The organism is Streptomyces sp. NPDC088745 (genome assembly GCF_044751045.1).
GTDB lineage: Bacteria > Actinomycetota > Actinomycetes > Streptomycetales > Streptomycetaceae > Streptomyces > Streptomyces cremeus.
Genome location: NZ_JBIVLB010000001.1, coordinates 809,457 through 833,309 on the forward strand (window position 1 = coordinate 809,457; position 23,853 = coordinate 833,309).

At 71.2% G+C, this 23,853-nt stretch carries 16 protein-coding genes and 1 riboswitch; of the genes, 6 read left to right on the top strand and 10 right to left on the bottom strand.

Annotation, left to right across the window (positions count from 1 at the left end):
- Positions 1 to 9: 9 nt before the first annotated feature.
- Positions 10 to 1,377, bottom strand: coding sequence for a YibE/F family protein (locus tag ACIP93_RS03695; protein ID WP_401755248.1), 1,368 nt, complete (start codon positions 1,375 to 1,377; stop codon positions 10 to 12).
- 71 nt (positions 1,378 to 1,448) lie between these two features.
- Positions 1,449 to 1,594, top strand: a riboswitch (TPP riboswitch).
- Between ACIP93_RS03695 and thiC the strand changes: the two genes are divergently transcribed.
- Positions 1,587 to 3,353, top strand: coding sequence for a phosphomethylpyrimidine synthase ThiC (thiC, locus tag ACIP93_RS03700; protein WP_401755251.1), 1,767 nt, complete (start codon positions 1,587 to 1,589; stop codon positions 3,351 to 3,353). (Overlaps the previous riboswitch by 8 nt.)
- Positions 3,354 to 3,413: 60 nt before the next feature.
- Here thiC and ACIP93_RS03705 read toward each other — a convergent pair whose 3' ends face one another.
- From ACIP93_RS03705 to ACIP93_RS03715, 3 genes are all read right to left on the bottom strand, one after another.
- Positions 3,414 to 4,229: a hypothetical protein gene (locus ACIP93_RS03705; protein WP_345220815.1), complete on the bottom strand. Its 816-nt coding sequence runs from the start codon at positions 4,227 to 4,229 to the stop codon at positions 3,414 to 3,416.
- A gap of 182 nt (positions 4,230 to 4,411) precedes the next feature.
- The gene (locus tag ACIP93_RS03710) at positions 4,412 to 5,794 is read right to left on the bottom strand and encodes a metallophosphoesterase (RefSeq protein WP_401755254.1); all 1,383 of its coding nucleotides are present in this window, start codon (positions 5,792 to 5,794) and stop codon (positions 4,412 to 4,414) included.
- A 254-nt stretch (positions 5,795 to 6,048) separates the two neighbouring features.
- Complete coding sequence (locus ACIP93_RS03715) at positions 6,049 to 7,170, bottom strand: LacI family DNA-binding transcriptional regulator (RefSeq protein WP_345220812.1); 1,122 nt, start codon at positions 7,168 to 7,170, stop codon at positions 6,049 to 6,051.
- A gap of 381 nt (positions 7,171 to 7,551) precedes the next feature.
- On the opposite strand from ACIP93_RS03715, the gene hisC reads away from it, so the two are divergent.
- From hisC to ACIP93_RS03740, 5 genes are all read left to right on the top strand, one after another.
- Positions 7,552 to 8,649: a histidinol-phosphate transaminase gene (gene hisC, locus ACIP93_RS03720; protein WP_401755258.1), complete on the top strand. Its 1,098-nt coding sequence runs from the start codon at positions 7,552 to 7,554 to the stop codon at positions 8,647 to 8,649.
- A gap of 260 nt (positions 8,650 to 8,909) precedes the next feature.
- Entirely contained in the window at positions 8,910 to 10,418 is a 1,509-nt protein-coding gene (locus tag ACIP93_RS03725; protein WP_401755261.1) for a cytochrome ubiquinol oxidase subunit I, read from the top strand.
- Between the two features lie 15 nt (positions 10,419 to 10,433).
- Positions 10,434 to 11,435 (top strand): cytochrome d ubiquinol oxidase subunit II, encoded by a 1,002-nt coding sequence (gene cydB, locus ACIP93_RS03730; RefSeq protein WP_345220807.1) that lies wholly within the window; start codon positions 10,434 to 10,436, stop codon positions 11,433 to 11,435.
- Between the two features lie 53 nt (positions 11,436 to 11,488).
- Positions 11,489 to 15,061 carry a thiol reductant ABC exporter subunit CydD gene (gene cydD / locus ACIP93_RS03735; protein WP_401755265.1) on the top strand — a complete coding sequence of 1,191 codons (3,573 nt, stop codon included), beginning with the start codon at positions 11,489 to 11,491 and terminating at the stop codon, positions 15,059 to 15,061.
- 150 nt (positions 15,062 to 15,211) lie between these two features.
- Positions 15,212 to 16,948, top strand: a complete 1,737-nt coding sequence (locus ACIP93_RS03740; RefSeq protein ID WP_401755268.1) for a GAF domain-containing sensor histidine kinase — start codon at positions 15,212 to 15,214, stop codon at positions 16,946 to 16,948.
- 81 nt (positions 16,949 to 17,029) lie between these two features.
- Here the strand turns inward: ACIP93_RS03740 and ACIP93_RS03745 are convergent, their stop codons facing one another.
- The 6 genes from ACIP93_RS03745 to ACIP93_RS03770 all read right to left on the bottom strand — a co-directional run bounded on the left by ACIP93_RS03745 (position 17,030) and on the right by ACIP93_RS03770 (position 23,741).
- The gene (locus tag ACIP93_RS03745) at positions 17,030 to 17,917 is read right to left on the bottom strand and encodes a Cof-type HAD-IIB family hydrolase (protein ID WP_401755271.1); all 888 of its coding nucleotides are present in this window, start codon (positions 17,915 to 17,917) and stop codon (positions 17,030 to 17,032) included.
- A gap of 168 nt (positions 17,918 to 18,085) precedes the next feature.
- Positions 18,086 to 18,991 carry an LLM class flavin-dependent oxidoreductase gene (locus tag ACIP93_RS03750; protein WP_401755274.1) on the bottom strand — a complete coding sequence of 302 codons (906 nt, stop codon included), beginning with the start codon at positions 18,989 to 18,991 and terminating at the stop codon, positions 18,086 to 18,088.
- A 120-nt stretch (positions 18,992 to 19,111) separates the two neighbouring features.
- Complete coding sequence (locus tag ACIP93_RS03755; RefSeq protein ID WP_345220795.1) at positions 19,112 to 19,672, bottom strand: RNA 2'-phosphotransferase; 561 nt, start codon at positions 19,670 to 19,672, stop codon at positions 19,112 to 19,114.
- Positions 19,673 to 19,807: 135 nt separating this feature from the next.
- Complete coding sequence (locus ACIP93_RS03760; RefSeq protein WP_401755278.1) at positions 19,808 to 20,752, bottom strand: MerR family transcriptional regulator; 945 nt, start codon at positions 20,750 to 20,752, stop codon at positions 19,808 to 19,810.
- A gap of 296 nt (positions 20,753 to 21,048) precedes the next feature.
- Positions 21,049 to 22,878 (bottom strand): SDR family oxidoreductase, encoded by a 1,830-nt coding sequence (locus tag ACIP93_RS03765; protein WP_401755281.1) that lies wholly within the window; start codon positions 22,876 to 22,878, stop codon positions 21,049 to 21,051.
- Positions 22,875 to 23,741: a M24 family metallopeptidase gene (locus ACIP93_RS03770; protein ID WP_345220789.1), complete on the bottom strand. Its 867-nt coding sequence runs from the start codon at positions 23,739 to 23,741 to the stop codon at positions 22,875 to 22,877. The genes ACIP93_RS03765 and ACIP93_RS03770 overlap by 4 nt, the downstream gene beginning before the upstream one ends.
- Between the last annotated feature and the right edge of the window lie 112 nt (positions 23,742 to 23,853).

Here is a 23,853-nt window from a genome sequence, read left to right on the forward strand (position 1 = left end):
CGGCCCGCGTCAGCTCTTGCGGCGCCGGCCGCGTCCGCGTCGTACCGGCCGCGCGTCCGGCGCCGTGACCGAGCCGGAACCCGTACCGGCTCCGGTGCCCGAACGGTCCGCGGAGACCACCAGCGCCGCGAGCGCGGTGGTCACCGGCACCGAGGCCACCAGGCCGATGGAACCGACCAGGGTGCGCACGATCTCCTCCGCGACCAGCTCGCTGTTGGCCACCGTGCCGACGCTGGACTGGGCGATGGAGAACAGCAGCAGCAGCGGCAGCGCGGCGCCCGCGTAGGCGAGCACCAGGGTGTTCACGACGGACGCGATGTGGTCGCGGCCGATGCGGATGGCCGCCCGGTACAGCGCGCGCGGGCCCATCGTCGGGTCGGCCTGGTGCAGTTCCCAGACGGCGGAGGTCTGGGTGACCGTCACGTCGTCCAGGACGCCGAGCGAACCGATGATGACGCCGGCGAGCAGCAGGCCGCTCATGTCGATCGACGGATACAGGCTGTGGATGAGGCCGGTGCTGTCGTCGATGTTGCCGGACAGGAACGCCCAGCCGATGAACAGCGAGCCCAGCAGCCCGATCAGCAGCAGCGAGATCAGCGTGCCGAGCACCGCGACGGAGGTGCGCGCGTTCAGGCCGTGGCAGGCGTACAGCGCGATCAGCATGATCGCGCTCGCCCCGACCACCGCCACGACCAGCGGATTCGACCCCTGGAGGATGGCCGGGAGGATGAACAGGGTCAGCACCGCGAACGACGCCACCAGCGCGATCAGCGCCATCACGCCCTTCAGCCGGCCGACCACGACCACCGCGACGGCGAAGATCCCGGCGAGCAGGGCGAGCGGAAGCTTCCGGTTCACGTCGGTCACCGAGTACTGGAGGTCGCGGGGCGCGTTCGGGGCGTACGCGACGACGACCTCCTGATCCTGCTTCAACTGCCGGGAGGATTCCGGCTGGACGATCTCGGTGAAGGTGCGGCCCTTGTCGGCGCCGGTGGTCACCTCGACGGTGGCCTTCTTGCACTCGGTGGCGGGACCGCTGCCCGGCGGCGTCGTCCGCTCGCCCGGAGCCGCCTGCTGCGGGGCGACATTGGCGTCCTTGCAGTCGATGGTGTCGACGGCGACGACCCTGCCCTGTTCGCTCTGGCGGTCGAAGCCGACTCCGGTGCGCTCGTGGCCGGGTGCGCCGCCCGGCCACAGGATCGCCAGTCCTACGAGGACGGCGGTCGCGAAGGGGATCAGGATGGCCGCGATCACCTTGCGCAGGTGCTTGGACACCGGCGCGACCGGGCCGTGGCCGTGGCTGTGTCCGTGCCCATGACCTGCGGCGGGAGGCTGCTGGGGGGGCGTCGGCTGGGGGGAGGGCTGTGATGGGGTCACGAGGCGATCATCGCAAGAACGACAGGGGCCCTCTGTTCAGCGCGCCCGGCATGGCGCTAGCGTGGGGGCACCTTTGCACACGCGGGAGCTCGGAGCACCGGGCTGAGAGGGCGCTGACCTCCGTACGCATACGCACACGTATGCACGGAAACGGCTGCGTCGACCGCCGAACCTGTTACCGGGTAATGCCGGCGTAGGGAGTAGGTCTCATGACCACGATGGATGCACGCACGCCTGCCTCGGACCAGGACGGGCGCACGCCCGGCTGGCACAAGGGGTACGTCGAGGGATCGCGGCCGGACCTGCGGGTGCCGGTCCGTCAGGTGCACCTGACCAATGGGAAGGACGTGACGCTGTACGACACGTCCGGCCCGTACACCGATCCGACCGTCGAGACGGACGTACGGCGCGGCCTGGCCCCGCTGCGCGAGAACTGGATCATCGGGCGCGGCGACACCGAGGAGTACGCGGGCCGTCCGGTCCGCCCCGAGGACGACGGCATCAGGCACACGTCGCCGCGCGGGGGCCTGAAGAACCTCGACGCGGTCTTCCCCGGCCGGCCCCGGCAGCCCCGCCGGGGCCGCGAGGGCCGGGCCGTCACGCAGATGGCGTACGCGCGGCGCGGGGAGATCACGCCGGAGATGGAGTACGTCGCGATCCGGGAGAACGTCTCCCCCGAGGTCGTACGGGAGGAGATCGCGGCGGGCCGCGCGGTGCTCCCGGCGAATGTGAACCACCCGGAGATCGAGCCGATGATCATCGGCAAGCGGTTCCTGGTGAAGGTCAACGCCAACATCGGCAACTCCGCGGTCACTTCCTCGATCGAGGAGGAGGTGGACAAGATGACCTGGGCGACGCAGTGGGGCGCCGACACGGTCATGGACCTGTCCACCGGCCGCAACATCCACACCACCCGCGAGTGGATCCTGCGCAACGCGCCCGTGCCGATCGGCACCGTGCCGCTCTACCAGGCGCTGGAGAAGGTCGACGGCCGCGCCGAGGAGCTGTCCTGGGAGGTCTACAAGGACACGGTCATCGAGCAGGCCGAGCAGGGCGTGGACTACATGACCGTCCACGCGGGCGTGCGCCTGGCCTACGTGCCGCTGACCGCGCGCCGCAAGACCGGCATCGTCTCGCGCGGCGGGTCGATCATGGCGGCCTGGTGCCTGGCGCACCACCGGGAATCTTTCCTCTACGAGCACTTCGAGGAGCTCTGCGAGATCCTCGCCGCGTACGACGTGACGTACTCGCTGGGCGACGGTCTGCGGCCGGGGTCGATCGCGGACGCCAACGACGAGGCGCAGTTCGCGGAGTTGAGGACGCTCGGGGAACTCAACAAGACCGCAAAGCGTTTCCACGTACAGACCATGATCGAGGGCCCGGGGCACGTCCCGATGCACAAGATCAAGGAGAACATCGACCTCCAGCAGGAGATCTGCGAGGAGGCGCCGTTCTACACGCTCGGCCCCCTGACGACCGATGTGGCGCCCGCCTACGACCACATCACCTCCGGCATCGGCGCCGCGATGATCGCCTGGTGGGGCACCGCGATGCTCTGCTACGTGACGCCCAAGGAGCACCTGGGGCTGCCCAACCGGGACGACGTGAAGACCGGCGTCATCACGTACAAGATCGCCGCCCACGCGGCGGACCTCGCCAAGGGCCACCCGGGGGCGCAGGAGTGGGACGACGCGCTCAGTGACGCGCGGTTCGAGTTCCGGTGGGAGGACCAGTTCAACCTGGCCCTCGACCCGGACACGGCCCGGGAGTTCCACGACGAGACGCTCCCGGCGGAACCCGCGAAGACGGCGCACTTCTGCTCCATGTGCGGGCCGAAGTTCTGCTCGATGAAGATCAGCCAGGACATCAGGAGGGAGCACGGGGGGACCGCCGAGGAGATCGAGGCGGGCATGGCGGAGAAGTCCGCCGAGTTCGCGGCGGCGGGCAACCGGGTCTACCTGCCGATCGCCGACTGAGGCACGGCGTGGCCGACGGGGGCACGGCGTAACGGAAGCGGCGGCTCCGGGCCGCACCGGTCACTCCGGTGTGTGGTCCGGGCCGCCGAAGTCGGGGCTGGAGAAGTCCGGGCTGGAGTAGCTGGGACGGGTCTTGTGGCCGTTCTCGCCGGGGCTGCTGAAGTCCGGCCGGGAGTATCCGAGCCCCGGGATGCGGCCGGTCTGCCGGGGCGGCCCCGGAGCGGAGGAGTCCGGTTCGGGCGCGTCGGCGAGGGCCTCGCGGAGGAACGGGACGATGCCCCGCTCCATGAGGGCTTCCGTCCAGGCGTCCCTGGCCCGGTCGACCTCCTCCGCGCTCGCGTCCCGGTGGCTCGCCCGGAAGGCGGTCGAGCCGTTGCGCAGCGCGGTGAACAGCAGGCCCACCGCCGCTCCCAGCAGGCCCGCCGCGGCCAGCGCCGTAAAGACCCAGCCGGCGGTCAGCAGGGCGTCGGCGATCGCGGGCGGCGGGGTCAGCATCCGCAGCGAGAAGCCCACGAGCAGTAGCACCACGGCGGCGATCCCGGCCAGCACGGGGGTCAGCACGGCGACCACGGCGATCGCCCCGGCACCGGTCGTCTCGGCGTGCTCGCCGACCCCGGGCGCGAGCAGCGTGGTGGGCAGGGCCGGCGCGCGCAGCTCGCCCCGCACCTTCACGTAGTGGTCGTACTCGGCGAGAGCGTGACCGTTGATGATCTCCCTCGCGTTGAGGGCGGCGGTGCGGAGCTGATCATTGTTCAGCCGCCCGTTCCCGGCGGCCAGTTCTGGGCGTTCGCGCGCGGTGCGCAGTGCTTCGTCGAGGGTCCGCTCGAACTCCGGGCGGTCCTCGGCCAGCAGGTGCGGAGCGCTGTTCATGTGCATCCCCCGATGCTCCGTAGGGCCGGGTTGCCCGCTTCGGTGGGGCGGTTGGGCGGAAACGGAGGAGAGCCTGCTACGGATAACCCGATGGTAGAGCCGTTACGGCACGGGGTGACAGGGGGTTTGCGGAAATTGACCCGGCGCCGGGTTTGTGTTCGATTGGCGTGCGTATGAACACGTGACGCTCAGTCATTCAGCGGCAGTTGGACCACCAGCAGCTTTCCGGCCATGGTCACGCCGCCGTCCATGGCGATCGCGAGCGAGTCGGCGTAGACGTGCGGACCCTCCACGAGCGGTCCCGAGCTGCCCTCTCCGTCCGAGGGGTCCTCGCCCCCGACCTCGCCGAGAAGGTACGGGATGGGGCTGTGACCGTGCACGATGCGCTCACCGCCATATGCGGCGAGCAATTCCCGCACGGCGTCGGAGCCGCCTTCGTCACGGAACGCGAAGCGCTTGGTGAATTTGCGGAAGACGTCCCAGCACTCGTCGGCGTCATTGCGGTTGAGGATGTCGTGCACGGTGTCGTTGACGTCCTCGATGGTGCTGCCGTAGTCGAGGTAGGCGGTGGTGTCGGAGTGCGTCAGCAGGTGCCCGTCCTCCAGGGCGACGGCGTCCAGGCGTGCCATCCAGTGCAGGTGTACGTCCTGGAGGCGCTCCATGTCGTGCTTCTGGCCGCCGTTGAGCAGCCAGGCCGCCTGGAAGGTGGCGGTGCCGGCGCCGGAGTTGACGGGGGTGTCGCCGAAGCGGCGGGCGCCGAGGAGCAGGAGTTCGTGGTTGCCCATGAGGGCCTTGCAGTAGCCGCCGGCCGCCGCCGCTTCGGCGGACAGCCGCATCACCAGGTCGATGACGCCGATGCCGTCGGGGCCGCGGTCGGTGAAGTCGCCGAGGAACCACAGGCGCGCGTTGCCCGCCGACCAGTGGCCCTCGCCGTCGATCAGGCCCTGCTCGTGCAGGGCGTCCAGCAATTCCACCAGGTAGCCGTGCACGTCGCCGACGACGAACAGCGGGCCGGGGCCCTCGCCCTCGCTCCGGGCGGCGAAGTCCGGCCGCGGCACGCGCAGCGTGTCGCCGGGGCCGCGGTCGTCCCGGGTGATCACCGGGAGGTCGCGCTGGGTGGGGGTGTAGCCCTCGGGCTCGTCGCCCTCGTCGAAGGGGGGCTCGGGGTCGTACCCGTCGTGCGCCGAGACGTAGGGGGCAGGTGCGGGGGCGTAGGGCTCCTTGGCGAGGTCGTACGGCTGCGGCGTGGGGGCGTACGGCTCGTTGGACACGTCGTACGGCTCCTCGGAGAGGTCGTACGGCTCCTGCGCGACGACGTACGGGCGCCCCGTGTGCGCCTGCTCCCCCGGGTGCACCGGCTCTTCCGGACGCCTCTGCTCACCCACGTGCACGGGCTCTCCCGCGTGCACGGGCCCTCCCGGATGCACCGGCTCTTCCGCGCGCACCGGCTCTCCCCCGTGCGTCTGCTCCGCGTCGTACGCCGCGACGGGGGCCTGCGCATAGGGAGGCACCCGGAAGTCCCGCAACGTAGCCGTACGCACCGCGGGTCCCTGACCGGCCCCCTGAGTCATTGACCCCTCCACCACCGTCGCACCGCCGTACACCTTGGGGTCCCACCTGGTCTCGGGTGGTCCGCTGTGTCGTGCGCCCATCATAGGAATGCGTCCCGCGCTGTGTGAGGCACCAGGGGTGGTGAATCCGGGTACACCCGTGGTTCACCAGTGGTTTCGTCCGGATTGCGGAGATCGGTCCCGGTGTTGATTTCGGGGCGGCTCCCCGCCTGCCGCCCCGTCCGCCCCTTCGTGGCCCCCCTCGGGCCGTGCGCTCAGTCCCCCGCCGGCGACCGCGGGGCGCTCACCGTGGTGCGCGGCGGACGTCGCTGGGAAGACGTACGGATGATGAGCTCGGTCGGTATCACCTGCTCGACCGGGTGCCCGGTGTCCAGTCCCTCGATGGCGTCGATGAGGAGCTGCACGACGGCCGTGCCGATCCGGCGCGGCTTGAGCGAGAGCGTCGTGATGGGCGGCTCGGTGCTCGCGTACACCGTCGACTCCGAGCAGCAGACGAGCAGCAGGTCCTCCGGGACCCGCAGCCCGTAGCGCCGGGCGGCGGCCAGCAGGTCGGTGCCGTTGGGGTCGAAGAGCCCGTAGACGGCGTCCGGGCGGTCCGGGCGGGCGAGCAGCCGGTCGGCCGCGACGGCGCCCGCGCACGGGTCGTGCGCCGGGTAGGACTCGTACACCGGGTCCTGGCCGACGCGCTCGCACCAGCGCAGGTACGCGGTGGTGGAGAGCCGGGTGTACGTGTCCGTGGTGGTGCCGGTGAGGAGGCCGATGCGGCGGGCGCCGGCGTCCGCGAGGTGGTCGAGGAGATCGAGTACGGCGGCCTCGTGGTCGTTGTCGACCCAGGCGGTGACCGGCAGGGCCCCGGACGGGCGGCCGTCGGAGACGACGGGCAGGCCCTGGCGCATCAGCTCGGTGACGACCTGGTCGTCGTCGGAGGGGTCGATGACGACGGTCCCGTCGAGCGCCACGTTCTGCCACACGTCGAAGGGGCTGTGGCGGGAGGAGGCCGGAAGGATGACGAGGGCGTAGCCGCGGGCGAGGGCCGCCGAGGTCGCGGCCCTCGCCATCTCCGCGAAGTACGCGAACTCGGTGAAGGTGAAAGGTTCATCCCCGTACGTCGTCACGGTCAGACCGATCAGGCCCGACTTGCCGGTACGGAGGGTGCGGGCCGCGGCGGAGGGGCGGTAGCCCAGCCGGTCGGCGACTTCGCGGACGTGGCGGCGGGTGGCGTCCGGGAGCCGTCCCTTGCCGTTGAGGGCGTCGGAGACAGTCGTGATGGAGACACCGGCTGCGGCGGCGACATCCCGGATGCCCGCACGTCCTGGCCGACTGCCTCGCCGGGGTGTCTCGGTCCGGCTCACCTGATGCTTCCCTGCTGCTGTCATGGCGAGCCGATATTAGGGCGCGGGGGGCCGATTGACTGCCGTGCATATGCGCTCGGTGGCAGGCACGTTTTTGCACGGGTTGGATCGTCAATGACCATGGAAGTCAAGGGTGTTGGGGGGTGCGTTGCCGTGGAGTCCATGGGCTGACGGGGTGCGTCCGGCATCTGTCGTATGTTGCGGGCAGGTCTCAACTCACCGGTTCGGGGGACGCGCGCCACGGCGTGAGCCACCGGCGCGCGCGCAGACCGGGGGCGCGCCCCCCAGGGAGGTGCGCCGGTGCTTTCCGGACGGGCGGCGGTCTTCTGCGGCCCCTTCGCAGCGCTGCCCAATCCTCATAGGGTGTGCAGCATTGGCGGTACGTACGGTCGAGGAGGACCTGAAGTGAGCGAGACGAGCGCGGGGAGCCCCAAGCTGCGTGCGGTGCTGGACGGCATCCCCACGTACAAGCCCGGGAAGCCGGCCGCGGCCGCCGAGGGCGACGGCCCGGTGGCGTACAAGCTGTCCTCCAACGAGAACCCCTACCCGCCGCTCGCGGGCGTCATGGAGCAGGCGATCGCCGCGGCCGGGGTCTTCAACCGCTACCCGGACATGGCCTGCACGGGGCTGATGGAGGAGCTGGCGAAGCGTTTCGGCGTGCCGGTGTCCCACCTGGCGACCGGCACGGGCTCGGTCGGCGTCGCGCAGTCGCTGCTCCAGGCGACCTCCGGTCCGGGCGACGAGGTGATCTACGCCTGGCGCTCCTTCGAGGCCTATCCGATCATCACGCAGATCAGCGGGGCGACCTCGGTCAAGGTGCCGCTGGACGAAGGCGACGTGCACGACCTGGACGCCATGTTCGACGCGATCACCGAGAAGACCCGGCTGATCTTCGTCTGCAACCCCAACAACCCCACCGGCACCGTGGTGCGCCGGGCTGAGCTGGAACGTTTCCTGGACCGGGTGCCGAAGGACGTCCTGATCGTCCTGGACGAGGCGTACCGCGAGTTCATCCGGGACGAGCAGGTGCCGGACGGCATCGAGCTCTACCGGGACCGGCCGAACGTCGCCGTGCTGCGCACCTTCTCCAAGGCGTACGGGCTCGCGGGGCTGCGGGTCGGTTTCGTCGTGGCGCACGAGCCGGTGGCGGCGGCGCTGCGCAAGACGGCCGTGCCCTTCGGTGTGAGCCAGATCGCACAGGAGGCGGCCGTCGCCTCGCTGCGCGCCGAGGACCAGCTCCTCGAGCGGGTGGACGCGCTGATCGCCGAGCGGACCCGGGTGTACGACGCGCTGGTCGGCCAGGGGTGGACGGTGCCCGTGACGCAGGCGAACTTCGTGTGGCTGCGGTTGGGGGAGCGGACGACCGACTTCGCGGCGGCGTGCGACAGGGCCGGGGTCGTGGTGCGGCCGTTCGCGGGGGAGGGCGTGCGCGTGACGATCGGCGAGGTCGAGGCGAACGACCTGTTCCTGAAGGCGGCGGAGGCGTTCCGCAAGGAGCTGTAGCCCCGCGGGAGCGCACCGCGTCCGGTGCCCCTGCGAGCCGTGTGGCGGCTTGCGGGGGCACCGCTGTTTCTTAGGGGGACCCCCCTGGATTCCTCCGAATGGACGTGCGACATAATGCTTGTGAATGTGAACGCGTTCACAAGCGTGTCCCTGTTCGTCCCATGATGTGTGGGATTTACGGGGCGCGCAGCCCGATGGATGTCCCGCACGTCCGGGACCGTGCATGGGGCTGTGGGTTCGGCGACGTAAGGAGAGACGACGTGGAGCTGGCACTGGCGCCAGAGACCCTCGCGCGATGGCAGTTCGGTATCACCACCGTCTACCACTTCCTGTTCGTCCCCCTGACGATCTCGCTCGCCGCGCTGACCGCCGGCCTGCAGACCGCCTGGGTGCGGACCAACAAGGAGAAGTACCTCAAGGCGACCAAGTTCTGGGGGAAGCTCTTCCTCATCAACATCGCGATGGGGGTGGTCACCGGCATCGTGCAGGAGTTCCAGTTCGGCATGAACTGGTCCGACTACTCCCGCTTCGTCGGTGACATCTTCGGCGCTCCCCTGGCCTTCGAAGCGCTGATCGCGTTTTTCTTCGAGTCGACCTTCATCGGGCTGTGGATCTTCGGCTGGGACAAGCTGCCGAAGAAGATCCACCTGGCCTGCATCTGGCTGGTCTCGATCGGCACGATCCTGTCCGCGTACTTCATCCTGGCGGCCAACTCCTGGATGCAGCACCCGGTCGGCTACCGGATCAACGAGGAGCGCGGGCGGGCGGAGCTCACCGACTTCTGGCAGGTGCTCACCCAGAACACCGCGCTCGCCCAGTTCTTCCACACCATCACTGCGGCCTTCCTGGTCGGCGGGGCGTTCCTGGTCGGCATCGCGGCCTTCCACCTGGCCCGCAAGAAGCACGTCCCGGTGATGCGGACCTCGCTGCGGCTCGGCCTGGTCACCGTGGTGGTCGCGGGTCTGATGACCGCGATCAGCGGCGACACGCTCGGCAAGATCATGTACGAGCAGCAGCCGATGAAGATGTCGGCCGCCGAGGCGCTGTGGGAGGGCGAGGCGCCCGCGCCGTTCTCGATCTTCGCCATCGGTGACGTGGACAAGGGTCACAACCGGGTCGCCGTCGAGGTCCCCGGAATACTGTCCTTCCTCGCCCACAACAACTTCACCGACTACGTCCCCGGCATCAATGAGATCAACAAGGCCGAGCAGGAGAAGTTCGGCCCGGGCGACTACCGGCCCAACATCCCGGTCGCCTACTGGGGCTTCCGCTGGATGATCGGCTTCGGCATGGCGTCCTTCGCCCTCGGCATCCTGGGCCTCTGGCTGACCAGGAGGAAGTTCCTGCTCCCACCGGCTCTGCGAACCGGCGAGGACGAGGTGCCGAACCTGGTGCTGTTCCGCAACAAGGTGCTCAGCCCGCGCCTCGCGTCGCTCTACTGGGTCGTCGCGCTGTGGACCATGCTCTTCCCGCTCATCGCCAACTCCTGGGGCTGGATCTTCACCGAGATGGGCCGCCAGCCCTGGGTCGTCTACGGAGTCCTGAAGACCTCCGCCGCGGTCTCCCCCGGTGTCTCGCAGGGCGAGGTCATCACCTCGATGACCGTCTTCACCCTGCTGTACGCCGTGCTCGCCGTCATCGAGGTCCGGCTGCTGGTGAAGTACGTGAAGCTCGGCCCGCCGGAACTCACCGAGGCCGACCTCAACCCGCCCACGAAGATCGGCGGCGACGACCGCGATCCCGACCGGCCGATGGCCTTCTCGTACTAGGACTGGGGAACTGCTGTGGAACTCCACGACGTCTGGTTCGTGCTCATCGCCGTCCTGTGGATCGGCTACTTCTTCCTGGAGGGCTTCGACTTCGGGATCGGCGTCCTCACCAAGCTGCTCGCCAGGGACCGCAAGGAACGGCGGGTCCTGATCAACACCATCGGACCCGTCTGGGACGGCAACGAGGTCTGGCTGCTGACCGCCGGCGGCGCCACCTTCGCCGCCTTCCCCGAGTGGTACGCCACCCTCTTCAGCGGGTTCTACCTGCCGCTCCTGCTCATCCTGGCCTGCCTGATCGTCCGGGGCGTCGCCTTCGAGTACCGGCACAAGCGGGCCGAAGCGCGCTGGCAGACCAACTGGGAGCACGCGATCTTCTGGACCTCCCTGCTGCCCGCCGTCCTGTGGGGCGTCGCCTTCGGCAACATCGTGCGCGGCGTGAAGATCGACGCGGACATGGAGTACGTCGGGAACTTCTTCGACCTGCTCAACCCGTACGCCCTCCTCGGCGGGCTGGTCACGCTCACCCTCTTCACCTTCCACGGCGCGGTGTTCGCGGCGCTCAAGACGGTCGGTGACATCCGGATGCGGGCGCGCGCGCTCGCGGTGAGGACCGGTCTGGTGGCCGCAGTGCTGGCCATCGGTTTCCTGGTCTGGACCCAGGCCGACAAGGGCGACACCGCAAGCCTCGTCGCGCTGCTCGTGGCGGCGCTGTCCATGGTCGCCGCGGTCGCGCTGATCAAGCGGGGCCGCGAAGGCTGGTCGTTCGCCCTGTCGGGTGTCACCATCGCGGCCGCCTTCGCCATGCTCTTCCTGACGCTCTTCCCGAACGTCATGCCGTCCTCGCTGAACGACGCCTGGAGCCTCACGGTCACCAACGCCTCGTCCAGCCCGTACACCCTGAAGATCATGACCTGGTGCGCTGGCATCGCGACGCCGCTGGTGCTGCTCTACCAGGGGTGGACGTACTGGGTGTTCAGGAAGCGGATCGGCACGCAGCACATCGCCGACGCGCACTGATGCGGTCCGCTTCCGTTGATGCTGTTCGTTCTCGCTAGTGGGAGATGTTTCACGTGAAACCGATCGACCCGCGTCTGCTCAGGTACGCCCGGGCCACCCGTTTCTTCCTCGGAGCGGTCGTGGTTCTCGGACTCGCAGGCGCGGGTCTGGTCGTGGCCCAGGCCATGCTCATCGCCGAGGTGGTGGTCGGGGGCTTCGAGGACGGCCTCGGCTCCGCCGGTCTGCGCACTCCGCTGATCCTGCTGGCCGTGGTCGCGGCCGGGCGGGCACTGGTGGCCTGGCTGACCGAGCTGGCCGCCCACCGGGCGAGCGCGGCGGTCAAGTCCGAGCTGCGGGGCCGACTGCTGGAGCGGGCGGCGGGGCTCGGGCCCGGGTGGCTCGGGGGGCAGCGGGTCGGCTCCCTGATCGCGCTGGCCACCCGGGGCGTCGACGCGCTGGACGACTACTTCTCCCGGTACCTGCCGCAGCTCGGGCTGGCGGTCGTGGTCCCGGTGGCGGTGCTGGCGCGGATCGTCACGGAAGACTGGGTGTCGGCCGCGATCATCGTGGTGACGCTGCCGTTGATCCCGGTGTTCATGATTCTCATCGGCTGGGCCACCCAGTCCCGGATGGACCGTCAGTGGAAGTTGCTGTCGCGGTTGTCCGGGCATTTCCTGGACGTGGTCGCGGGACTCCCGACGCTCAAGGTGTTCGGCCGGGCCAAGGCGCAGGCCGAGCAGATCCGGGCCATCACCGGCGAGTACCGCCGGGCCACCATGAAGACGCTGCGGATCGCCTTTCTGTCGTCCTTCGCGCTGGAACTGCTGGCCACCCTGTCGGTGGCGCTGGTCGCGGTCACCATCGGCATGCGACTCGTGCACGGTGAGCTGGATCTGTACACGGGGCTGGTGATCCTGATCCTGGCTCCGGAGGCGTATCTGCCGCTGCGCCAGGTCGGGGCGCAGTACCACGCCGCCGCCGAGGGGCTGGCGGCCGCCGAGGAGATCTTCGAGGTGCTGGAGACCGGGCTGCCCGAGGGCGGCTCGGGGGAAGCTCCGGCCGCCGGCGCGCTGCGGGTCGAGGGGGTGACCGTACGGCACGAGGGGCGGACGGCCGCTTCGCTGGACGCGGCTTCGCTGGAGGTCGGGGAGGGGGAGACCGTCGCCCTGGTCGGGCCCAGCGGTGCGGGCAAGTCGACGCTGCTGAACGCGGTGCTGGGGTTCGTGCCGCTGGAGTCGGGGCGGGTGCTGGTCGGGGACACCGATCTGGCGACCGTGGACCCGGAGAAGTGGCGGGCACGGGTGGCGTGGGTGCCGCAGCGGCCGCACCTGTTCGCGGGAACCGTCGCCGAGAACGTACGGCTCGCCCGGCCGGAGGCGGACGACGCGGCGGTGCTGGAGGCGCTGCGGGACGCCGGGGCGCAGGATTTCGTGGCCGCGCTGCCGCAGGGCGTGGAGACTCTCCTCGGCGAGGACGGGGCCGGGCTCTCCGCAGGGCAGCGGCAGCGGCTGGCGCTGGCGCGGGCCTTCCTGGCGGACCGGCCGGTGCTGCTGCTGGACGAGCCGACGGCCGCGCTGGACGGCGAGACCGAGGCGGGCATCGTCGAGGCGGTACGGCGTCTGGCGGTGGGGCGGACCGTGCTGCTGGTGGTGCACCGGCCGGCGCTGCTGGCGGTGGCGGACCGGGTGGTGGCGCTGGGGGATGCGGGGGCTGTGCCGACGGGGGCGCGGGCGCCGCGGGCGGCGGTGAGCGATGTTTCACGTGAAACGGGCCTGGAGGCGGGGGGGCCGGTGGTGGATGTTTCACGTGAAACAGGTTCGGCCGCAGTGGATGTTTCCCGTGAAACGAGCTCGGCCGCTGAGGGTGCGGCGGTGGATGTTTCACGGGAAACAGCGCCGGTCGCAGGGGGCGGTGTGCTGCGTCGGGTGCGGCACGACGCGGGCGAGCAACGCGGGCGGCTTGCGCTGGCGCTGCTGCTCGGGAGCCTGGCGCTGGGGTCGGCCGTGGGGCTGATGGCGGTGTCCGGCTGGCTGATCTCGCGGGCCTCCGAGCAGCCTCCGGTGCTGTATCTGATGATGGCGGTCACCGCGACCCGCGCTTTCGGCATCGGGCGGGCCGTGTTCCGGTACGCGGAGCGGCTGGTGTCGCACGAGGCCGTGCTGCGGATGCTCGCGGACATGCGGGTGGCCGTGTACCGGCGACTGGAGCGGATCGCGCCCGCGGGGCTGCGGGAGACGCGGCGCGGGGACCTGCTGTCCAGGCTCGTCGCCGATGTGGACGCCTGGCAGGACTACTGGCTGCGCTGGCTGCTGCCGGTCGGCGCGGCGGTTCTGGTGGGCGGGGCCGCCGTGGGCTTCACCGGCTGGCTGCTGCCGGAGGCCGGGGCCGTGCTGGCGGTCGGGCTGCTGCTCGCGGGTGTCGGGGTGCCGCTGGTGAGCGGTGCGGCGGCGCGCCGGGCGGAACGGCAGCTCGCTCCCGCTCGGGGTGCGCTGGCGGTACGGGTGGCGGACCTGCTCGGCGGGGTCGGCGAGCTGACGGTGGCGGGCGCGCTGGGGCGCAGGCTGGCCGCGGTGCGGGAGGCGGACGGGGAGCTGACCCGGATCGCCTCGCGCGGCGCCTCGGCGACCGCGCTCGGCGGCGGGCTCTCGGCGCTGGTGTGCGGGCTGACCGTGGTCGGGGCCGCGTGGGCCGGGGTGCAGGCGGTGGCGGACGGGCGGCTGGCCGGGGTGGCGCTGGCGGTGGTGGTGCTGACCCCGCTGGCCGCGTTCGAGGCGGTGACCGGGCTGCCGCTGGCCGTGCAGTACAGGCAGCGGGTGCGGCGCAGTGCGGAGCGGGTGTACGAGGTGCTGGACGCGCCGCTTCCCGTTCGGGAGCCGAAGACGCCCGCGGCGCTGCCCGCGTCGCCGTTCCCGATCGAGGTACGGGGCCTGTCCGCCCGCTACGCCGGGCAGGAACGGAACGCGCTGAGCGAGGTGGACCTGACGCTGGAGGCCGGAAAGCGGATCGCCGTGGTCGGGGCGAGCGGGGCCGGGAAGACGACCCTGGCCCAGGTGCTGCTGCGGTTCCTGGACGCGGAAGCCGGGTCGTACACGATCGGAGGGACGGACGCCGACGCGCTCGACGGCGACGACGTACGGACGGTGGTCGGGTTGTGCGCGCAGGACGCCCACCTCTTCGACAGTTCGGTGCGGGAGAACCTGCGGCTGGCCAGGACCGACGCGGACGACGCGATGCTGCTGGAGGCGCTCGGCCGGGCCCGGCTGCGGGAGTGGGCCGAGGCGCTGCCCGAGGGGATCGGCACCCTGGTCGGCGAGCACGGGGCGCGGCTGTCCGGCGGACAGCGGCAGCGGCTCGCGCTGGCGAGGGCGCTGCTGGCCGACTTCCCCGTGCTCGTACTGGACGAACCGGCCGAGCACCTGGACCTGGCGACGGCCGACGCTCTGACGGCCGACCTCCTGGCCGCCACCGAGGGACGCACGACCGTGCTGATCACACACCGGCTCCGGGGTCTGGAGGCGGTGGACGAGGTGGTCGTGCTGGACGCGGGGCGGGTCGTGCAGCGCGGGGACTTCATGGCCCTGACCGCGGTGGAGGGGCCGCTGCGGCGGATGCTGGAGCGGGAGAGGGCGGCGGAGCCGGTGGCGTAGGAGAAAGGGGATGGCGGTGGGGCGGGCGGCGCTGGGGAACGGCGGGCCGGCAGCTCACCGGGTCCCAAGTGGGGGAAACGCGTTCTGGAGTGGTCGAAACGCGCTACGGTCGACTTTCCCCTTTAAATCGGACTAACTAGTCTCAAGGGCATGTCAGCGCAGCAGGACCCGCTCGTACCCGACGGCCGGTCCGCCTCACCGCACTCCCTCGATGCCGCGACCGAGGCGACACGCAGCCTGCAGGGGTTGTCGACCGAGCTCACCGCGCGGGTGCCGCACCTGCTGGAGGCCATGCGGTCGGTGGGTACCGGACTCGAACTGCACTCCACCCTGGACCGCATCTGCGAGACCGCCGCGGAACTGGCCGACGCCCGGTACGCGGCGATCGGCGTCGTCGACGACGAGGGCGACGGGCTGTCCGACTTCGTGACGTACGGCGTGACCGTCGAGCAGGCGGCCGCCATCGGCCGCCTGCCGGACGGACACAAGGGCCTTCTCGGGGCGTTGATCAGAGATCCGGAGCCGGTGCGGCTCGCGGATCTGACGGCCGACCCCCGCTTCGCCGGCTTCCCCGCGCACCACCCGCCGATGCGGACCTTCCTCGGCGTCCCCATCCGGGTACAGGGCAACATCTTCGGCAATCTCTACCTCACCGAGAAGAACGACGGCGGCGAGTTCAACGACTACGACCTGCACATGCTGCGGGTGCTGGCCACCGAGGCCGGCATCGCCATCGGCAACGCCCGCCTGTACGAGGCGGCCCGTCAGCGCGAGCGGTGGATCGACGGCTCGGTGGCCGTGACGACGGCCCTGCTGTCCGGCGGGGACGTGGATGACGCGCTCACCGTGGTCGCCGAGCAGGCACGGCGGCTGGCGGACTCGGACGCCGGGATGGTGCTGCTGCCCACCGAGGACGGCGGTCTGGAGATCGCGGCGGTGTCCTCCGAGAACCCCGGCGAGACGCTGGGCAAGGTGATGCCGGCGGAGAGCCCGATCGTGAAGCTGCTGCTGGGCGGTGAGTCGGTGTTCGTCCAGGACTCCGCCACCGACCCGCGCATGATCACCCGGATGTCCGCGCGGTACGGGCCGAGCATGCTGCTGCCCCTGCGCAGCGGCGGCCGTGTGCTGGGCGCGCTGGCGACTCCGCGGGGGCGGGGCGGGAAGCCGTTCACCGAGGCGGAGCGGACACTGGCCACCCAGTTCGCCTCGCAGGCGGCGCTGGCGCTGATGATGGCCGAGTCGCAGCGCGACCGTGAGCGGCTCGCGGTGTACGAGGACCGCGACCGGATCGCCCGTGACCTGCACGACCTCGTCATTCAGCGGTTGTTCGCGACCGGGATGATGCTGGAGAGCGCCCAGCGCAGGTCGGTCGTTCCGGCGGTCCAGGAGGGGGTCGGCAAGGCGGTGGACGAGCTGGATGTGACGATCCAGGAGATCCGTACGGCGATCTTCGCGCTCCAGCAGGGGCCGGCCGAGGCGCCGTCCGGGCTGCGCACCAGGGTGCTGCGCGAGATCAACATGGCGGCGGTCCCGCTGGGCTTCAAGCCCGGGCACCGCTTCGTGGGTCCGGTGGACGCGCTGGTCGGCGAACTGACCGGGAAGAACCTGATCGCGGCGCTGCGCGAGGCGCTGTCGAACGCCTTCCGGCACGCGGCGGCCTCCCGTATCGAGGTGGTCGTGGACGCGACGGTGGCGCTGGACGACGGGCAGCGCGCGGTGCGGCTCACCGTGGCGGACGACGGGGTCGGCATCCCGGAGGGCGGCCGGCGCAGCGGGCTGCGGAACCTGAGGCGGCGGGCGGAGGCGCTGGGCGGGTCGAGCTCGTACGGTCCGGGGCTGGGTGCGGACGGCGGAGGGACGACGGTGGTGTGGGAGGCGCCGTTGTAGTGGGCGTCGCCGAGGCGGACACAGGTGAGGGGCGTCCTCCCGGAGGACGCCCCTCACTGCCTGTGGCTCCTGGTGTCGCTGCTACCGCTGCCGCTCGGCCAGGATCTGCTCGATGACCGCTGCGACCCCGTCCTCCTCATTGGGAGCGGTGCGCCCCGAAGCGACGGCCAGCACCGCCGGGTGGGCGTTGCCCATGGCGTACGAGCGGCCCGCCCAGGCCAGCATCTCGATGTCGTTCGGCATGTCGCCGAAGGCCACCACCTCCTCCGGGAGGATGCCGCGCTCGGCACAGCAGCGGGCCAGGGTGCTCGCCTTGGAGACGCCCGGGCCGCTGATCTCCAGGAGCGCGGTCGTGCTGGAGCGGGTGACCGAGCCGTGGGTGCCGACGACGGCACGGGCCAGGTCGAGGAAGTCGTCCGGGGCCATCGCGGGGTGGTGCGCGAGCAGCTTGATCACCGGGGTGCCCGGGCCGGGGTCCTGCGCGCGCAGCAGTTCCTCGGCGGTGCCGATGCTCGCCGCCGGGTCGAACTGGAAGGGCGGGTAGTCGGGCTCGTAGTGGATGCCCGTGGTCAGCTCCACCGCGAAGGAGGTGTCGGGGGCGGCGGCGCGCAGCGCGGCCACGGTGGCGAGGGCGTCGGGCCGCTCCAGGGGGTGGACCTCGATGAGCTCCCCGCCCGCGTGCAGGTCGACGACGGCGGCGCCGTTGGCACAGATGGCGAGGCCGTGGCCGTGGACGTGCGCGCTGACGACGTCCATCCAGCGGGCCGGGCGGCCGGTCACGAAGAAGACCTCGATGCCGGCGGCCTCGGCGGCGGCCATGGCGGCGACGGTGCGTTCCGAGACGGACTTGTCGTCGCGCAGCAGGGTGCCGTCCAGGTCGGTGGCGATCAGACGGACGGCCGTGGCACCGCCGGTGCCGTCCTCGGGGTCGTCGGCCGGGCGGGAGCGGAAGTCGGTAGCTGAGGTCATCGCTTCATCTTCCCGCATGGAACGCACGGACGTGCGAAAGGCCGCACATCTGAGGGGACGTGGTCTGCTGGGTCACACCTCTGCGGGGGACGCAGAAAGGGAGCGGCCCACGTCTGGCCCGCGCCGGGCCCTGGCGGGTTCGCCCACGGGGTCCCGCCCCCGCCGCGCTCAGCCCAGCTGCGCGAGCCCCTCGCTCGCGATCTGCTCGAAGACCTTCTCGTCCGCCGCGAACTGCGTGTCCGCGACGGGCCAGTGCAGCACCAGCTCGTCGAAGCCCAGCTCCGCGTGCCGCCCCGCGAAGTCCACGAACGCGTCGAGGGATTCCAGCGGACGGTCCGGCGTGAACCCGGTCAGCAGGGTCTTGCCCAGCTCGCCGACGTCCCGCCCGACGGCCTCGCACGCCGTGCCGAGCTTCGTCACCTGGCCCCGGATCGCCGCCAGGGACTCGTCGGGCGTGCCGTTCTCGTACAGCTTGGGGTCGCCGGTGGTCACCCACGCCTGCCCGTACCGCGCGGCCAGCTTCAGCCCGCGCGGACCGGTCGCCGCCACGGAGAACGGCAGCCGCGGCCGCTGCACGCACCCGGGGATGTTCCGTACGTCCCCGGCCGACCAGAAGTCACCCTCGTAGGACACGGCGTCCTCGGTCAGCAGCCGGTCCAGCAGCCCCAGGAACTCGGCGAACCGGTCCGCCCGCTCGCGCGGCGTCCACGGCGCGGTCCCCTCGGGCGCCAGGGCCGTCGCGTCGAACCCGCCGGCGCTGCCCGCGCCGATGCCCAGGGTGACGCGCCCGTCGCTGATGTCGTCGAGTGAGATGAGTTCCTTGGCCAGGGTCACCGGGTGCCGGAAGTTCGGCGAGGTCACCAGCGTGCCCAGGCGCAGCCTCCGGGTGGCCGACGCGGCAGCGGTCAGCGTGGGCAGCGCCCCGAACCACGGGCCCTCCCGGAAGGGCACCCGCCACGACAGGTGGTCGTAGGTGTACGCGGTGTGGAAACCCAGTTCCTCGGCCCGTTGCCACACCTGCTTGCCGCCCTCGTTCCAACGGCGGATCGGCAGAATCACAGTGCTCAGACGCATGATCCGACTGTACGGGCCGGGCCTGCGGAGCCGGGACCCGTGGCCCGCCCGCCGACGTCGGGGCCCCGCCGCCGCCCGAAAGCACCCGGAAAGCGCCCGCCACACCCCGAGAAGGCCGCGTCACGCCTCCGGGAAGCGCAGGAATTCCACTGGCACCCGGGCCGTCAGCCACACCCCGTTCGCGCTCACCCGGAAGGTGTGGCCCGCCCGGTGCATCGCCGCCGCGTCCACCGACAGCACCACCGGTCGCCCCCGGCGCGCGCCGACCCGTGTCGCGGTCTCCCGGTCGGCCGACAGGTGCACGTCGTGCCGGGTCATCGGGCGCAGGCCCTCGGCGCGAACGGCCTCCACGGCCCGGTGGTGGGTGCCGTGAAAGAGGTACGCCGGGGGCTCGACCGGGTCCAACGCCAGATCGACCTCGACGGTGTGGCCCTGGCTGGCCCTGATCAGGGTCCCTCGAACCTGGTCCTCCCGTACCGCGAAACGCTTCTTGTCGTTGGTGGCGACGACGTGGTCCAGCTCGGCCCGGGTGAAGCGGAAACCATGTGCGGCGGCGGCTTGGACGAGGGCGTCGATCTCGACCCAGCCGTTCGCGTCGAGGGTGAGGCCGATGCGCTCGGGCTGGTGGCGCAGATGTCGCGAGAGGTACTTCGAAACCTTCACGGTGCGTTGTTCGTCCATGCGGTCACAATCCCCGGCACGATGCCGTGCGCGCATCCGAATTCCCCTGGATCGTGCAGCAGTTGTCGGTAATCCACAGCCAACCGCCCTTTTCCACAAGGGAAATGCAAGATCTGTGGATAACTGATGTCCATTTTAGGGAGCTTCATCACTTTTCATGTGATTGTGTTGTGTCGCTGACAAGGCGTCCAAGGTCCGGGCGTGAAGCTCCCGTTCCGTGGCCGCCGTGACAAAGGCCGACGCGTTCTCTGCTCCGACCAGCGCCTGGACGGCGGCGATCGTTCCCGCCGGAAGGGCGAGCGCCTGCGGCCGGACGTCCGGATCGGCCGCAGGCGCCGTGCCCAGATGCCGCTGGAGGTGCCGGGTGGCGTACAGCCTCATGGCACGGGCCAGTTCGGCGTCCACGCTCTGCTGGGCGAGCGGCCGCAGCCGGCGTACGAGAGCGGCCGCCTCCGCCGCCTCCGCGTCGGTGGGAGGTGTGTGCCCCAGGTAGCGCGCGAAGACGTGCTCGGTGGTGAACTCCAGGAACCTGGCTGCTATGTGCTCGACCTGGCCCCGCAGCTCCCGCAGGTGGCCCGAGATCGCGCGCAGCGGAACACCCGCCGCGTACAGCTCCACGGCCACCGCGAGCTCCTGCGGAGAGGGCACCAGGAACTCGTCGTCACGGCCCTCGATCCTCTCCAGCACCCCGAGCTCGACCGCTTCGGCGACCGCCGCGTCGTCGGGCCGGCCGCCGAACCGCGCGTCCAGTTCCGCGCGGGTGATCCGGCTCGCCTCCTCGTCGGTCCACGGCCCGCCGACCTCCGCGACGAGGCCGAGCACCCCGCCGAGACCCCGGCCCGCGTCCCACGCCTCCAGCAGTTCCTTGATGCTGGCCAGGGTGTAGCCGCGGTCCAGCAGGTCGGCGATCTGGCGGAGCCGGGCCAGGTGCGCCTCCCCGTACACATTGGCCCGCCCGCGTCGCTCCGGCTTGGGGAGCAGCCCGCGGTCCTGGTAGGCGCGGATCGTGCGGACCGTGGCACCGCTGTGGTGCGCGAGGTCCTCGATCCGGTACTCGCCCTGCGCCTGTCGCTCGGGCATGACCACTCCCCTTCCGTCCGGCTCTGTCCCGGTGTCCGCCGGCCTCTCCCCGGCTCAGGGCCGCAGTGCCGCCGTGCTGTCGCACTCGCCCCACCGCACCCACCGCGCCCGCTGCGCCCGCTGCGGCGCGGGCCGCGAAACGGGGCGGTCGGGTACGGGGCGGTCGGGTACAGGACGACCGTGCGCAGCGAGCCTTCCTGCGAGGGATGGTACGACCGCCCCAGGTACCGGGATGGCGCCGCGCCCGGTCCCCGCCGGTCGGCAGCACGACCATGCCCTCCCCCGGGGTCCGGTGCTCACAGCCGCGGCTCCCAACGGGCGACCGCGCGCAGCGCCCTCGGTGTGAAGCGCGACATCAGGTGCGAGGCGCGCGCCTCCGGCGTCACCGGCACCACCGCCTGGTTCTTCACCACGGCGCGCAGTACGGCGTCGGCGACCTTCTCCGGTGGATAGTTGCGCAGCTGGTACAGCCGCGCCGAACGCTGCTGCTTGCGCTCCTCCTCTTCCTCGGACACTCCGGTGAAACGGGCGCCGGCCGTGATGCCGGTGTTGACGAGGCCGGGGCAGATGGCGCTGACTCCGATGCCCCGGCCCGCCAGTTCGGCGCGCAGGCACTCGCTCAGCATCAGCACCGCCGCCTTCGAGGCGCTGTAGGCGGACAGCGTCCTGGAGGGCTGGAACGCCGCCGCGGAGGCGGTGTTGACGATGTGACCGCCCTGTCCGCGCTCGGCCATCTGCCGGCCGAAGGTGCGGCAGCCGTGGACGACACCCCACAGGTTGACGTCCAGGACCTTCTTCCAGTCCTCCGCCGAGGTGCTCATGAAGGGCCCGGACATGCCGATCCCGGCGTTGTTGACCAGTACGTCCACGACGCCGTGGTCGGCGGCGACCTTCTCGGCCAGCTTCTCCATCGCCTGCCCGTCGCTGACGTCGACGACCTCCGCCCAGGCGTCGGGCGCCCCGATCAACCGGGCCAGCTCCGCCGTCCTGGACGCCCCCTCCGCGTCCCGGTCGACGGCCACGATCCGCGCCCCCGCCTCGGCGAACGCGAAAGCGGTGGCCCGTCCGATCCCGCTGCCCGCGCCGGTCACCAGGACCAGCTGCCCGCCGAAGCGGTCGGCGTACTTGCCGTTGGCCGCCGGCGCACGTGGGGCGACGCCCGCCGCGCTGTCCTCGTTCGCCAGGACGAACTCGGCTGTCCACGCCGCCAGTTGGTCGGGACGGGTGCGGGGCGCCCAGTGCTTGGCGGGCAGGGTGCGGCGTACCAACTGCGGAGCCCACATTTCCAGTTCGTCGTACAGGTGCTCCGACAGGAAGATGTCGCCGGTCGGGATGATCAGTTGCACGGGTACGTGCGCGTACGCGTCGGCGCGCGGCCTGCGCAGCCGGGTGCGCACGTTGTCGCGGTAGAGCCAGGCGCCGTGGGCCGCGTCCCGCGGCAGCGAGGACGTCGGGTAGCCGTCGGCCGGGACCTTCTCGACCCGCTCCAGTAGCTTGGGCCAGCGCTTGCCGAGCGGACCGCGCCAGGCCAGCTCCGGCAGGACCGGGGTGTGCAGCATGTACACGTACCAGGACTTGATGCCCTGGTCGAGGAGCTGGGCGGCACGGCGCGGGGTCGGCCGGGTTGTCCGCTTCTTGATCCAGTGGCCGAAGTGGTCCAGGGACGGGCCCGACAGGGAGGTGAAGGACGCGATCCGCCCCTGTGTGCGCCGGGTCGTCGCGAACTCCCAGCCCTGTACGGACCCCCAGTCGTGCCCCACCAGGTGCACCGGCTTGTCCGGGCTGACCGCGTCCGCGACCGCCAGGAAGTCGTCGGTGAGCTTCTCCAGCGTGAAGCCGCCGCGCAACGGCTTCGGCGCCTGCGAACTGCCGTGACCCCGTACGTCGTACAGCACCACGTGGAAGCGGTCTGCCAGCCGCGTCGCGACCGCCGACCATACCTCCTTGCTGTCCGGGTAGCCGTGCACCAGCAGCACGGTCGGCCGTGCCGCGTCGCCCAGTTCGACGACGCACAGTTCGATCCCGCCGGTGCGCACCCGGCGCTCGCGCGCTCCTTCGAGTCCGGGCGCTCCCCCGGAGTGGCGCCCGGTCGTCCCCTCTGCGGGGTGGTCCTTCTCCACGCTCATGCCGCCTTCTCCTCGGCCCAGCGCCGCACGTGCGGCAGGTCGTCGTCCAGCCAGAACGCGCTCTGCTCGGGGTCCCTGGAGTCGGTGACCACCAGGATCTCCTCGAACTTCGCGCCCGTACCCCGGAATCCGAGGTGCGGTTCCACCGCCCACAGGCCCGGCTGCGGCGGATGATCGGAGAACGTGTACGGGCTCCACAGGGGCGACCAGCCGTCCCGGTGCCCGTGCAACGCGTCGCCCGCCAGTCCTTTCAGCGACTGCGTCCCGAATCCGAACACCTGGGGCGACCAGGAGCGTTCCCTCACCCGGCCGACCTTGTGGGCGATCACGCCGAACGGATACGCGCGGTGCCGGTTGGTGTAGCCCTGGCGGGCCATCAGCCGCTCGACGTTCTGGTAGATCTCCCGCAGCGTGCGCCGCTCGCGGACCTGGTCCAGGATCAGCGTGCGGTGCGCCTCCAGGTCGGCGAGCAACCGGTCGTGCACCGGATGCGGGCCCAGACAGCCGGAGTAGCCGATGTCCGCGGTGAAGCCCTGGTGGACCGGGGCCATGTCGAGGATGAACGGCATGCCCGCCTCCAGCCGCCGGTTCGTCGGGAAGAACTGGAGGGGTATCCGGAATCCGGTGAACGCCGTCCGGTCGCCGAACCACGCGAAGGGCAGGTGGAACCAGTCGCGCACCCCGCGCTCGCGCAGCCACACCCGCTGCATACGGGCCGCTTCGCGCTCCGTGACACCGGGCCTGAGCTGCGCCGCGACGGCTTCGGCGCACTCGTACGCGAGGCGCTGCACGTGCCTGAACCCGCGCAGTCGCCGGGCGAGTTCATCCCGCGAGCCGGAGACTTCTGTGATTGCTGAGGTCATGCCACCCGTCCGTCCCGTGTAGCGGTACGCGTCCGTAACTTGACACTGATGAATGTGACAATGCCCGGCGGCTGCGTCAAGGGCTGTGCATGACGGCCTGTGGACAACGCCG

Coding starts and splice junctions, on each gene's coding strand:
- thiC (WP_401755251.1), top strand. CDS start 1,587: ATGACCACGATGGATGCACGCACGCCTGCCTCGGACCAGGACGGGCGC.
- ACIP93_RS03705 (WP_345220815.1), bottom strand. CDS start 4,229: ATGCACATGAACAGCGCTCCGCACCTGCTGGCCGAGGACCGCCCGGAG.
- ACIP93_RS03710 (WP_401755254.1), bottom strand. CDS start 5,794: ATGACTCAGGGGGCCGGTCAGGGACCCGCGGTGCGTACGGCTACGTTG.
- ACIP93_RS03715 (WP_345220812.1), bottom strand. CDS start 7,170: ATGACAGCAGCAGGGAAGCATCAGGTGAGCCGGACCGAGACACCCCGG.
- ACIP93_RS03740 (WP_401755268.1), top strand. CDS start 15,212: ATGTCAGCGCAGCAGGACCCGCTCGTACCCGACGGCCGGTCCGCCTCA.
- ACIP93_RS03745 (WP_401755271.1), bottom strand. CDS start 17,917: ATGACCTCAGCTACCGACTTCCGCTCCCGCCCGGCCGACGACCCCGAG.
- ACIP93_RS03750 (WP_401755274.1), bottom strand. CDS start 18,991: ATGCGTCTGAGCACTGTGATTCTGCCGATCCGCCGTTGGAACGAGGGC.
- ACIP93_RS03755 (WP_345220795.1), bottom strand. CDS start 19,672: ATGGACGAACAACGCACCGTGAAGGTTTCGAAGTACCTCTCGCGACAT.
- ACIP93_RS03760 (WP_401755278.1), bottom strand. CDS start 20,752: ATGCCCGAGCGACAGGCGCAGGGCGAGTACCGGATCGAGGACCTCGCG.
- ACIP93_RS03765 (WP_401755281.1), bottom strand. CDS start 22,878: ATGAGCGTGGAGAAGGACCACCCCGCAGAGGGGACGACCGGGCGCCAC.
- ACIP93_RS03770 (WP_345220789.1), bottom strand. CDS start 23,741: ATGACCTCAGCAATCACAGAAGTCTCCGGCTCGCGGGATGAACTCGCC.